Annotated in this window: 13 protein-coding genes; all 13 read left to right on the top strand. The window is 46.3% G+C overall.

Annotation, left to right across the window (positions count from 1 at the left end):
- Positions 1-21 precede the first annotated feature (21 nt).
- The 13 genes from ybeY (at position 22) to NLX78_RS10065 (ending at position 12,880) form a co-directional block, all read left to right on the top strand.
- Positions 22-519, top strand: coding sequence for an rRNA maturation RNase YbeY (gene ybeY, locus NLX78_RS10125; protein WP_025722123.1), 498 nt, complete (start codon positions 22-24; stop codon positions 517-519).
- Positions 519-893: a diacylglycerol kinase family protein gene (locus NLX78_RS10120; RefSeq protein ID WP_039272277.1), complete on the top strand. Its 375-nt coding sequence runs from the start codon at positions 519-521 to the stop codon at positions 891-893. Before ybeY ends, NLX78_RS10120 begins: the two co-directional genes overlap by 1 nt.
- A 49-nt stretch (positions 894-942) precedes the next feature.
- Positions 943-1,845 (top strand): GTPase Era, encoded by a 903-nt coding sequence (gene era, locus NLX78_RS10115; protein WP_254350297.1) that lies wholly within the window; start codon positions 943-945, stop codon positions 1,843-1,845.
- Between the two features lie 325 nt (positions 1,846-2,170).
- Entirely contained in the window at positions 2,171-2,308 is a 138-nt protein-coding gene (locus NLX78_RS10110) for a YqzL family protein (RefSeq protein ID WP_013372137.1), read from the top strand.
- Positions 2,309-2,350: 42 nt separating this feature from the next.
- A complete protein-coding gene (gene recO / locus NLX78_RS10105; RefSeq protein ID WP_013311133.1) occupies positions 2,351-3,103 on the top strand; it encodes a DNA repair protein RecO in 753 nt (250 codons plus the stop codon).
- A gap of 403 nt (positions 3,104-3,506) precedes the next feature.
- Positions 3,507-4,394, top strand: coding sequence for a glycine--tRNA ligase subunit alpha (gene glyQ, locus NLX78_RS10100; RefSeq protein WP_023989480.1), 888 nt, complete (start codon positions 3,507-3,509; stop codon positions 4,392-4,394).
- A complete protein-coding gene (gene glyS / locus NLX78_RS10095) occupies positions 4,387-6,462 on the top strand; it encodes a glycine--tRNA ligase subunit beta (RefSeq protein WP_254350296.1) in 2,076 nt (691 codons plus the stop codon). Before glyQ ends, glyS begins: the two co-directional genes overlap by 8 nt.
- Positions 6,463-6,583: 121 nt before the next feature.
- Positions 6,584-7,060 (top strand): YaiI/YqxD family protein, encoded by a 477-nt coding sequence (locus NLX78_RS10090; protein ID WP_250268942.1) that lies wholly within the window; start codon positions 6,584-6,586, stop codon positions 7,058-7,060.
- Positions 7,053-8,927 (top strand): DNA primase, encoded by a 1,875-nt coding sequence (gene dnaG, locus NLX78_RS10085; protein WP_180984627.1) that lies wholly within the window; start codon positions 7,053-7,055, stop codon positions 8,925-8,927. The genes NLX78_RS10090 and dnaG overlap by 8 nt, the downstream gene beginning before the upstream one ends.
- Before the next feature lie 43 nt (positions 8,928-8,970).
- A complete protein-coding gene (gene rpoD, locus NLX78_RS10080) occupies positions 8,971-10,104 on the top strand; it encodes an RNA polymerase sigma factor RpoD (protein ID WP_007431230.1) in 1,134 nt (377 codons plus the stop codon).
- 87 nt (positions 10,105-10,191) lie between these two features.
- A complete protein-coding gene (locus tag NLX78_RS10075) occupies positions 10,192-11,031 on the top strand; it encodes a hypothetical protein (RefSeq protein ID WP_254350295.1) in 840 nt (279 codons plus the stop codon).
- Positions 11,028-11,789: a tRNA (adenine(22)-N(1))-methyltransferase gene (locus NLX78_RS10070; RefSeq protein ID WP_254350294.1), complete on the top strand. Its 762-nt coding sequence runs from the start codon at positions 11,028-11,030 to the stop codon at positions 11,787-11,789. The genes NLX78_RS10075 and NLX78_RS10070 overlap by 4 nt, the downstream gene beginning before the upstream one ends.
- On the top strand, positions 11,765-12,880 hold the full coding sequence (locus tag NLX78_RS10065; RefSeq protein WP_254350293.1) for a Nif3-like dinuclear metal center hexameric protein: 1,116 nt from the start codon (positions 11,765-11,767) through the stop codon (positions 12,878-12,880). Before NLX78_RS10070 ends, NLX78_RS10065 begins: the two co-directional genes overlap by 25 nt.
- The last annotated feature ends 60 nt before the right edge of the window (positions 12,881-12,940 follow it).

Here is a 12,940-nt window from a genome sequence, read left to right as displayed (position 1 = left end):
GAATTAAAAGGAGCGGTTGGCATGGGCCTTCAATTAGCTTGGAATAATGAACAAAACGATATGGTAATTAACGAATCTTTAATTACGCTGCTGAACACCTTATTAGAGGAGGCAGGCAGAGTGGAAGGAGTCACAGACGGTGAGGTAGCCCTTACCTTCGTTAATGATGAGCAAATTCATGAGTTGAACAGGGACTATCGGGGAATTGATCGTCCCACCGATGTGTTGTCTTTTGCTATGAAGGAGACACTGGATGAAGAGCTTGAAATTATTTACGAACCGAATGAAGAAAATTCATTGAATGATGTACCGGATGTTCTGGGGGATATTATAATCTCTGTACAGACAGCGCAAGCTCAGAGCGAAGAATACGGACATTCCATTGAGCGTGAAATCGGTTTTTTGTTTGTTCACGGCTTTCTGCATCTGTTAGGCTATGATCATCAGGATGATGTGAGTGAAGCTGAAATGATGGGCAAACAGGAAGCTGTACTGGCTCAAGCGGGGTTGACAAGGTAATGAGACGTCAGCCTTGGAGAATGACCTTTCGCTATGCTGCAGAAGGCGTGATGTATGCTCTGCGTACGCAAGTCAATATGCGGATACATGTGGCCGTGGCGTTCCTTGTCATTGTAGCAGGCTTAACTCTGCACATCTCCCGGCTCGACTGGTTATTCGTCTGCGTGGCTATCGCTATAGTCATTGTAGCCGAACTGTTCAACACCGCTGTTGAAGCAGCGGTGGATCTCATCTCACCTGATATTCATCCGCTGGCCAAAGCGGCTAAAGACACCGCCGCCGGAGCCGTGCTCCTGGCAGCGGTTTTTGCTGTAATTATTGGTATATTTGTGTTTTATAGGCCTATGTTGACGTTAATTAGTTCGCTGTTTTAATGGAAAAACCAAAATAAAATAGGTGCTTAATCGCGCTGGAGGAAATGAAATGGCTAAGAAACACTTTAAATCAGGCTTTGTCGCAATTGTTGGCAGACCCAATGTCGGAAAATCAACTCTGATGAACCACGTCATTGGGCAGAAGATCGCCATAATGTCGGACAAGCCACAAACTACACGCAACAAAATTCACGGCGTATTTACTACAGAGGAAACGCAAATTGTATTTTTGGATACACCCGGGATTCATAAGCGCCAGTCAAAATTAGGCGATTACATGAATCAGACTGCCTTTAATACGTTAGGTGAAGTGGAAGCGGTGCTTTTTCTTATTGACGCTGCTGAAGGTCTAGGTGGTGGCGACCGTTTTATTGCTGAACAGCTTAAACAAGTAAAAACGCCAGTTATCTTGGTGCTGAATAAAATTGATCGCATTGAGCCGGAAGCGTTGTTGCCCCTGATTGAGCAGTATCGCAAGTTGTACGACTTTGCAGAAATCGTACCGATCTCGGCCAAAATGGGCAACAATGTAAAGACCCTGCTGGAGCAGGTGCAAAAATACTTGCCAGAAGGTCCGCAATATTATCCGGATGATCAAATTACCGACCATCCTGAACAGTTTGTTATTGCCGAGCTGGTACGGGAAAAAATTCTGCATATGACACGTGAGGAAGTACCCCATTCTATTGCCGTTATGATTGAAGACATGAAAGTGCAGGATAATGGTGTAGTGCATATTATGGCTGTTATTTTTGTAGAGCGTGACTCCCAGAAGGGGATCATTATCGGCAAACAGGGAGCAATGCTCAAAGAGGTGGGCAAACAGGCCCGCCAGGATATCCAAAACCTGCTAGGCTCCAAGATTTTCCTGGAACTTTGGGTTAAGGTAAAAAAAGACTGGCGCAACCAGGAACGCGTCCTTCGTGACCTTGGCTTCCATCGCGACGCTTAAAAACAGAATTCGATACTACGTCACTTTAGTTCAAGGATTTATTGAGGCTAAAAAAATGGATATTAAATAAATATGTATAGTTGTTGTAAGCATCATAAAAAAGCCGTCCGATCTCTATGACTGAGATAAGTAACAGTCTTCTGGTCATTCAAAGCGCCGCACATATGCGGCGCTTAACTCTTGCTCTTTTTTACCCTTTTCGTCCAGTGATGAAATAAGGAGCATTTTTAACGCAATCCATTTATTTCATCGCATACTTCTCCTCTCTTCGCATCATCCTATTTTTGAGATGCAAACGTCATTTCCGAAGAAAGGATGAATACAATTGCGAGATTTTTCGTGGAAGTATTTTGCGATGACTGGAGATGTCGGTGCGTATCTGTTATATCGGGAGAGCGCCGTGACAAGGGAGCAAGACACGGATGAGGGAGAGTCGGACGAGCATGAAGAAGCCCGTGAATAGTACAAGCCACTGGCTTCTTCGCGAATGTTTGGGGGAAGAGGCATGCTTTACAGGGTGGAAGGAATCGTCATCCGCAGCATGGATTACGGTGAGGGGAACAAAATTATTACGCTTTGCACCGAAAGCGGAGGCAAAGCAGGCGTGCTGGTCAGAGGTGCAAAAAAGTCCAAAAGCCGTCACGCTGCTTTAACGCAGCCGTTTACGTACGGTGAATTCGTTTTTTTTCGAAACACAGGCTTAGGCACGTTGAATGCCGGTGAAATCATCCAATCCCACCATACATTACGCGAGGATATTACTAAGGCTGCTTACGCTTCTTATGCTTGTGAATTGCTCGATCGGGTGTTACAGGATGAGGAAACAGGTGCGTTCTGGTTTAAGCAGCTAAAAGCATGTTTGGAGGCGCTGGAGAGTGGCAAAGATCCGCTGATCGTCATGAGTATTTATGAATTTAAAATATTGCAGGCGGCCGGATATGCTCCTCAGCTTGATGCATGTATTTCAAGTGGTCAACAATGTGCTGATGAAGATATGTTTGTCAGTCCGAGGCTAGGCGGAGTTTTGTGTCGGAGCTACAAGCATTTTGATCCAGCTGCATTGAGCGTGACTCCACGTACATTGAAGTTGCTGCGCTTGTTCGCCAGAATGGATTTGAATCGGCTCGGCAACATTGACGTGAAGGACTCCACTAAGCTGGAGATCAAACATGTCATGCGTCAGTTCATGGATATGCAGTTGGAGGTCAAGCTGAAATCCCGCAATTTCTTGGATCAGCTCGACAAGTACGATATGTGAAACGCCCTATTCTCTTGACTGTATTGCTGAAAACGTGTAATATCCTACTATATATCTCCTTCGGGAGCAGATGCATTGAACGAGAAAGTAGCGGGATGTATTCTCTGTAATTAGCGAGTTGGGGACGGTGTAAGCCCAGCGGGAATTCTTCGTGAACAAGGCACTCGGGAGCATCTGAATGGACACGGAAAAGAGGATTACGATCTGATTGGTGATGTAGGATCGCAATCAAGTAGGGTGGAACCGCGGGAGTCAGCTCTCGTCCCTACGTCTGTACAGGCGTAGAGGCGGGGGCTTTTTGCTGTCTCTAGCAAGGCTTTTGGGATAAAATAGCCCTGTACATACGAGCTTAATGAGAAGAAATCACCAACATTTGAGGGAAGTAGAAAGGGAGCGTGTACCAATGAATTTTCAGCAGATGATTTTAACGCTGCAACAATTTTGGGCTGAACACAACTGTATTATTGTACAGCCGTATGACACGGAAAAAGGGGCAGGCACGATGAACCCAATGACGTATTTACGTTCGATCGGACCTGAGCCGTGGAATGTAGCTTATGTTGAGCCTTCTCGTCGTCCGTCAGACGGACGTTATGGTGAGAACCCGAATCGCCTGTATCAGCATCATCAGTTCCAAGTAGTTTTGAAGCCTTCACCGGATAACATTCAGGAATTGTATTTGGAGAGTTTGAGCCGTTTGGGCATTAACCCTCTGGAGCATGATATTCGTTTCGTTGAAGACAACTGGGAAGCACCGACGCTGGGAGCGTGGGGCTTAGGTTGGGAAGTATGGCTGGACGGTATGGAAATTACTCAATTCACGTATTTCCAGCAAGTGGGCGGTATTGATGCCAGTCCGGTTGCCGTAGAAATCACGTACGGTATGGAGCGTCTTGCTTCCTACATCCAGGACAAGGAGAATGTGTTCGATTTAGAGTGGGTCAATGGAATCACGTACGGTGATGTTTTCCACCAGCCTGAATTTGAGCATTCCAAGTATACGTTCGAAGTATCTGACGTCAAAATGCTCTTTACTCTTTTTAATATGTATGAAGAAGAGGCAAATAAAGCGATGGCGCAGCACCTTGTATTTCCAGCTTATGATTATGTGCTGAAATGTTCTCATGCGTTCAACTTGCTGGACGCTCGCGGAGCGATCAGCGTGACGGAACGGACTGGGTTTATTATACGAGTACGTAATTTGGCGCGTCAGGTGGCTGCCACCTATCTGGAGGAGCGCGAGAAGCTGGGCTTCCCGCTGTTGAAGAAAGGAGGTGCGGCAAATGTCTAAGGATTTATTGTTTGAGATCGGGTTGGAAGAAGTCCCTGCACGTTTTATCCCGAATGCGATTCAGCAGTTGAAGCAGCGTATGACGGCGTGGCTTGACAGCTCGCGTATTGCTTATGGTGCTGTAGAGGCTTATGCTACACCTCGCCGTTTGGCGGTACTTGTCAAGGAAGTAGCGGAGAAGCAAGAAGATATTAACGAAGAAGTTAAAGGTCCTTCCCGCAAAATCGCACTCGACGAAGCTGGTAACTGGAGCAAGGCTGCACTAGGCTTTGCTCGCAGCCAAGGTGTTGATCCTGAACAGTTCACATTCAAGGAGCTTGGAGGCGTGGAATATATTTACGCCACTAAGAGCAGCATAGGTGTACCAACAGCGGATGTACTGTCCGAAGGTTTATTGCACATTTTACATGCCATGACATTCCCTAAATTCATGCGCTGGGCAAGTTATGACTTTAAATTTGTTCGTCCGATCCGCTGGTTGATTGCCTTATTTGGTAACGATATTGTTAATTTGGAGATTGCCGGCGTGCAGTCAGGAAATGTGACAAGAGGGCATCGTTTCCTGGGACAGGATGCCGTTGTAGCAAGTCCAGCTGACTATGTTGAAGTACTTCGCAAGCAGCATGTCATTGTGGACATTGAGGAACGTCAAACGCTTATTGTAAAGCAAATTGAAGCGCTGGCTGCCGAAAAAGATTGGACGATTGCGGTCAAGGATGATCTGCTGGAAGAAGTGCTGTATTTGGTGGAAACCCCAACAGTACTGTTCGGAGGTTTTGATCCTGCGTTCCTGAACATTCCGAAGGATGTACTCATTACTTCCATGCGTGAACATCAACGCTATTTCCCAGTGCTGGATCGCACAGGAGAGCTACTGCCATACTTTGTTACGGTACGTAACGGAGGAAGTCAATCGCTGGAAGTCATTGCTAAAGGGAATGAAAAAGTATTGCGTGCGCGGCTGTCTGATGCCAAATTCTTTTATGAAGAAGATCAGAAGCTGGAAATTAAAGATGCACTCTCCAAACTGGAAAGTATCGTTTTCCACGAAGAGCTGGGAACGGTTGGAGACAAAGTGCGCCGGATTCGTCGTATTGCTGATGCTCTGGCAGAGAAACTTCACGTTTCCTCAGATACACAGGAATCGGTTAGTCGAGCAGCGGATATTTGTAAATTTGACCTGGTAACACAAATGGTATATGAGTTCCCTGAACTGCAAGGTGTGATGGGTGAGGATTATGCTCGTAAGGCTGGAGAGAAGGAAGAAGTGGCGAGAGCGGTGTTTGAGCATTACCAACCGCGTTATGCAGGAGAAACGGTTCCTTCAACGAATGCTGGAGCGATTGTAAGTATCGCAGACAAGATAGATACCATTACAGGATGCTTCTCCATCGGTATTATTCCAACAGGTTCACAGGACCCTTACGCGCTTCGTCGTCAGGCAGCAGGTATTGTGCAAATCTTGTTGGATCGTAAGCTTTCGGCTACGTTGTCTGATGTGTTCAATATCGCGCTCGATGTGCACGGCAACCTTGGAAATATGAAACGTTCCGCGGATGAAATACGTAAAGAATTACATGAGTTTTTCGGATTACGGGTGAAGAAACTATTGTCTGAGACACTTCGCTATGACGTTGTGGATGCTGTGCTTGCAGCTGGATATGACGATGTTGCTTCCGTTGTTAACCGCGGAACTGCATTAATGACTGCCGTACAAACAGGTGAGGTATTCAAACCAACAGTTGAATCCTTTAATCGTGTAGGCAATCTGGCTGCTAAAGCAGTGCATAAGTTAGTTAATACGAGTGAGTTTACGGAGCAAGGCGAAAAAACGCTTTACGAAGCATGGTCTAGCGCTTATGAATCTTATAGCGTAGCTTTACAGGAAGGTGATGCGACACGAGCGTTAGCGCTTGCTTCATCCATTACCCCTGCGGTGACGGCATTCTTTGATTCCGTTATGGTTATGGCTGAGGATGATGCTGTTCGTAATAATCGTTTGGCATTGCTGGCTGCTATTGACTCAGAACTGAAGCGTTTTGCCGATTTTTCCAAGCTTGTAGTTTAAACGTTAGTTGTGATAGTATGAACAACTTGAAAAAATGGGTATAAATATACGGAACGGTGTGAGAGTAATCTTGCAGCCGTTCCGTATTTTACTCGAATGCGGATGGAGATGGGGGATGCTCATGGAGGGAACCGGAACTTTACTGGATGTGCGGATCGTTGTTGACGGGGACGCTTGTCCTGTTAAAAGTGAAATTGCGGAGATAGCTTCCCTTTTTCATATTGAGGTTATTATGGTATCTTCATATGATCATCTCATTCAGGGCAGCAAAGGCGTAAGCGTCGTTAAAGTAGACCGAAGCGACCAAAGTGCCGATCTCTATATTGCCAATCATATCCGCCGCGGTGATATTGTAACCACCAATGATTATGGTCTTGCTGCACTTGCCTTGGCAAAAGGTTGTGAAGTGATGTCTTTTCGCGGAGCTATGTATCGAAACGATTCGATTGATTTCATGCTTGATCGACGCCATACTTCTGCCAAAGAACGGAAAAAAGGACGTTATGGAAAAGGTCCTAAACCGTTTACATTAGAGGATCGTGAAGTTTTTCAACATAAACTGACAAAACTTTTACTTCGCTTGCAGGAGAATGAGTAACGGTATCGAATTATATTTACGTGCTAAAGAGATGAAGGTGGTTAATATGAGTGCCGGACAAGGCAACATACCGGACGATATCATTGAGTCGGTTTTACAACATCATGATATTGTAGATACGGTAAGCAAGTACGTGCATTTGACCAAGCAGGGGAAATATATGAAAGGCCTCTGTCCTTTTCATTCCGAAAAAACCCCTTCATTCACCGTGACACCGGATCGTCAGATTTTTTACTGCTACGGCTGCGGCGCGGGAGGCAATGCCATCAAATTTATGATGGAAATCGAAGGACTATCCTTTCCCGAAGCTGTCAGGACAATGGCAGAAGAAAGTCATATCCCGCTCGGCGAATGGCAGGGACGTGATTCATCGCATCAGCATCCTGAGTTGGACAGGCTGTTGCAAGCGTATGAGTTAACTTCTAAGATGTACCATTTTTTGCTTAAAAATACGGAGCACGGCAAACCAGCCATGGAATACTTGCGCTCACGGGGATTCAGTGACAAGATCATTGATCAATTTCAAATTGGCTATGCACCCAACCGATGGGATACGATCGTTCAGTTTCTGGAGAAGCGTTCTTTTGATCCCGTGGAGATGGAAAAGGGAGGGCTCATTTCTCCCCGGCATGAGGGTGATGGATATGTGGATCGATTCAGGGATCGTATCATGTTTCCCATTTGGAATCGCAACGGAAAAGTTATTGCCTTTGCAGGCCGTATACTTGGTGAGGGACAGCCGAAGTATTTGAATTCACCGGAGACCAAGCTATTCAACAAGAGCCGAACGCTGTACAATCTCCATCATGCTAAAACCTCAATTCGCAAGCTACGCCAAAGTGTTCTTTTTGAAGGCTATGGTGATGTTATCTCGGCGTGGGAAGCTGGCGTACAAAATGGGGTGGCCGCCATGGGCACTGCTCTAACGGAGCACCATGCTACGATGTTAAAAGGACTGTGCGACGAGGTTATTATTTGTTATGATGGTGACCGGGCAGGACAAGCTGCTGCGCTTAAAAATTTTCCGCTGTTGGAAAATGCGGGGCTTCACGTGAAAGTAGCGCTGGTCAGTGACGGTATGGACCCGGATGATTTTATCCGGCAATACGGCGGCGAACGATTCCAGCGCCAAATTATCGAAAGTGCTGTTTCAACGGTGAAATTTAAGCTTATATATCTGAAAAAAAACCATATACTGCAAGAGGAAGAAGGAAGAATCGCGTATTCCCGCGAAGCATTAAATGTCATTGCACCTCTGTCATCCCCGACCGAGCGGGAAGTGTATCTGCGCGAAGTATCATCCGAAGTCAAGGTGGATTTTGAAACCTTGAAGCAAGAATGCAATTTACTCCGTCAATCCCTGCAAAAAAAACAGAACTTTGGGGATAATAACGAAAATGGGTGGAATAATGGTAGGCATAAAAAAGGGCAGGTCTCCACACCTAATCTGTTGCCAGCTTACCATGTGGCTGAACGCAGGCTGCTTCACTGGATGATGCAGGATTTGGAAGCTGCAGAGTATGTAGAAAAGCATCTGGGCGACGCCTTTAATATTGAGGATCATGCAGCAATTGCTGCTTATCTATATGCCTATTACGCGCAAGGGAAGTTACCGGATACAAGCCGTTTTATTTCATCTTTGCAAGACGACCGACTGGAGAAGAACGTAAGTTCGATCATGATGATGGATGCTCCAGGCGTATGGGCACCGCACATTTTGGATGATTATATTCATCAAGTGCGAAAATTTCCATTGCAGGAGCAACTGGATTTGAAAAGGGAAGAAATGAGAGCCGCTGAGCGCTTAGGTGACTTTTTGCGCGCAGCACAAATTGCAAGTGAGATTATAGCCCTAGAGAGACAATGAACACACAGAGGTCGGATGTTTCTAGGGAGGAGGGAGTCGAAAGATGGCGAATGATCAGCATACTGAACTGGAGACGGAACTAACACTGGATCAGGTTAAAGATCAACTGATTGAGTTGGGTAAAAAAAGTTCCTCTCTGAACTACAAAGATATCATGGAAAAACTGTCGCCGTTTGATCAGGACCCCGAGCAAATGGATGAGTTTTATGAGCAGCTGGGTGACTTGGGGATTGAGGTTGTGAATGACAACGACGAAGAAGTTACCAGATTGCGTCAAAATGACGACCCGGAAAACAATGATGGGGATGATTTTAATTTCGATGACGATCTGAGCCTGCCTCCCGGTATTAAAATTAATGACCCGGTCCGGATGTACTTGAAGGAAATCGGTCGTGTACCGTTGCTTTCTGCTGATGATGAGGTGGAGCTTGCCAAACGGATCAATAACGGCGATGAAGAAGCTAAGCGTCGGTTGGCAGAAGCGAACTTGCGTCTGGTTGTAAGTATTGCCAAACGTTATGTTGGTCGCGGAATGCTTTTCCTGGATCTGATTCAGGAAGGTAATATGGGTTTGATTAAGGCAGTAGAAAAATTTGATTACGAAAAAGGCTTTAAATTCAGTACGTATGCAACCTGGTGGATTCGTCAGGCCATTACGCGCGCAATAGCCGATCAGGCGAGAACGATCCGTATTCCGGTGCATATGGTGGAAACGATCAACAAGCTGATTCGCGTATCGCGTCAACTGTTGCAAGAGCTGGGGCGCGAACCTACGCCGGAAGAAGTGGCTGCTGAGATGGAGCTGAGCGTGGAAAAAGTACGGGAGATTATGAAAATTGCCCAAGAACCGGTTTCATTGGAAACACCAATTGGTGAAGAGGATGACTCACATCTGGGGGATTTCATTGAGGATCAGGAAGCATTGGCGCCTGCAGATGCGGCTGCCTATGAACTTCTGAAGGAACAGCTTGAGGATGTACTGGATACGTTGACCGAACGGGAAGAGAATGTTTTGCGTCTCCGCTTTGGTTTGGATGACGGAAGAACCAGAACTCTTGAAGAAGTGGGTAAAGTGTTCGGTGTTACACGTGAACGTATTCGTCAGATTGAGGCCAAAGCGCTGCGTAAGTTGCGCCATCCAAGCCGCAGTAAGCGACTGAAGGATTTCCTCGAATAGAAGCGTAACATTGCGGACCTTCTGCGGCTTGAAGCGCGCAGGGGGTCTTTTTTTATCTCATGGCAGCCTTGGTGGAGGGGAAGAAGCTTGGACCAGGAGAAAAAACGGGCAATACTGTTACATGAAATTGAGCATTGGCGGCGAAGTCGGCTGCTCCCTGAGCAATATTGCGATTTTTTGTCTAACCTGTATCAGGAGGACGAAGAGCCGTCGCAGAGCCAGAACCGTAACAACACCGGGCTGCTTACATATCTTAGACACGGGCATGGGATCGCCTGGCTTCTTGGTTTTGTCATTATTTCCTGCATTTGTTTGATCGGTTTTTATTTTACCGCTTTTCCGTTGGCAATGCAAATATTCTCGGCAAGTGCAGTTACTACGATTTGCTATGGAGTGGCCGCATTTTGGCGGTCTTCCGAAAAGAGTATGAGTGCGATGTTGAGCACTTTAGGCAGTGCGATTATGCTGGGTTCGGGTGTGTGGATCATTCAGCTCCATCAAGGTGAAGCTAAGGTTTGGTTTCTTTTTCTCGTAGGCCTATGCGGTGTAGTATGGTGTCTTGTGGGATTAACTTTGCGGATCAGCTTACTTCATTACTGTGGTCTTGCTGGACTGCTTTTAGTGTACGCGGTCCTTATAGGCCGCTACTGGCCTACAGCAACTTTAGTGATGCTTGAGGCATTTTGGATTTTGCACGCAGTATTGTTGATCTGGTTAAGCTGGTGGGTACATCGCCGCTTTCCGCGTCTCGCTTTGGTTTATTTCGCTATAGGCATGACACTAGCATTCATGGCTGAAGCAGACATGATTATCCTGCGCCATCAAGCAGCGGGAGATGTGGTGTTTTACAGCATACTGAAGTTGGCATTTGTTGTAGGGATTTTATTTTGGACTCGAAAAAAATGGATTACGTGGGTGACGTCATGAAACTTTCTCAACGATTACAATATATTATGGAACAAATTCCTGCCGGGAGCAGACTTGCGGATATTGGCTCGGATCATGGACTGCTCCCTGTGGCTGCAGTGCGTAGTGGCAGAGTACCGCAAGCCGTGGCGGGTGAAGTCAACGATGGGCCGTTGCGTGCGGCTCAAAAGCAAGTGGCCGAAGCAGGTCTTACTGATCGCATTGCGGTTAGAAAGGGAGATGGCTTGGCTGTAATTAAGGCCAATGAGGTTGATGTTATTACAATAGCCGGCATGGGTGGTGCCTTGATCGCTTCCATTCTAGAGCAAGGGAAAGACAAGCTTGTTTCAGTAAAACAACTTGTTCTACAGCCTAACGTAGGCGAGGATATTTTACGCCGATGGCTCATCGAACATCAATGGGTACTAACAAGTGAACATATTATGGAAGAAGACGGAAAAATATATGAGATTCTGACGGCAGTACCTGATTCGGTAAGCCCACTGAAACAGGATGAGCTGTATCAACCATGGAAACTTCCCGATAGTTCGCTGGTACTGACACAGGATTTGTTAATGAAACTCGGGCCGCTATTGGTTAAAGCACCGAATGAAATCTTTTTTTATAAATGGAAATTGGAGATTCGCAAGCTTCAGGATGTGCTGGCACAAGTGGCACGGTCAGATCAGGAATCCGCACAGCATAAGCGGGAACAATTGCGCAAGCAAATTGAACAGCTAGAGGAGGTACTTGCATGTTTGCCAAAGGACAGACAGTAATTAGCTACATGGAGCAGCTGGCTCCAAAATACTTGGCAGTTCCAGACGATAGAATCGGGCTTCAGCTGGGTAGTCTGCAAAAGGAAATCAAAAGCATATTAGTAGCCCTGGATGTTAATGATGAGGTTGTCGAAGAGGCAATCCGCATAAAAGCAGACCTCATTATTGCGCATCATGCGATTATATTCCGCCCACTTAAAGCTTTGAACACGGATCAGCCTGCGGGCAGATTGTATGAAAAGCTGATCAAGAATGATATTGCTGTCTACATCAGTCATACGAATCTGGATACGGCTGAGGACGGCATGAATGACTGGATGGCGGAAGCACTGGGTATTCAAAGTGAAGGTACGCTGGAGGATGTTCACACCGAGCAATTGTTCAAGCTTGTTGTTTTCGTACCCAAAACACATCATCAACGGGTACTGGATGCCGTACTGGGGGCGGGAGCTGGACATATTGGCAACTACAGCCATTGCAGCTTTAACATTGACGGCTACGGAACTTTTGTGCCGGGTGAAGGCACACAGCCGTTTTTGGGTGAGCCGGGTAAAATGGAACGTAGTGAAGAGGTTCGTATTGAGACCATTGTATTGCAGGGTGTACGCAATAAAGTTGTTCAAGCGATGCTGAAGGCTCATCCTTATGAAGAGGTGGCTTATGACCTGTACCATATGGATTTGCAAGGCCGTAGCTTTGGTTTGGGGCGGGTGGGCAAGCTTAAGGAAGCCTGTACGTTACGGGAGTTTGTCGATGTTGTGAAAAACGGTCTCAACGTCGAGCATGTACGTGTGGTGGGCGACTTAGATCGTACGATCAAAAAGGCAGCCGTGCTTGGGGGCTCTGGCAGCCGTTATGTGAACAAGTCGCTTTTTAAGGGGGCTGATGTATTAGTCACGGGGGATATTGACTATCACACGGCTCAGGATGCCCTTATGGCGGGGATTGCTATTATTGACCCTGGACATAACGCTGAAAAGATTATGAAACCTAAAACTGCAGAGTGGATGTGTAAACGCTTGGCAGAAGGTCGATACTCAACGGAAGTACATGTATCTCAGGTGGAAACCGAACCTTTTCAATTTTTGTAAAACCTCAACGTCTATGAGAAAATAAAGGTACTTTCTACTTTTTACAATATTTTCAGGGTT

It is taken from the genome of Paenibacillus sp. Lou8.1, from assembly GCF_024213565.1.
Lineage (GTDB): Bacteria > Bacillota > Bacilli > Paenibacillales > Paenibacillaceae > Paenibacillus > Paenibacillus polymyxa_B.
Note: the sequence above shows the minus strand (reverse complement) of the source record. Positions and strands in the feature narration are given on the sequence as shown.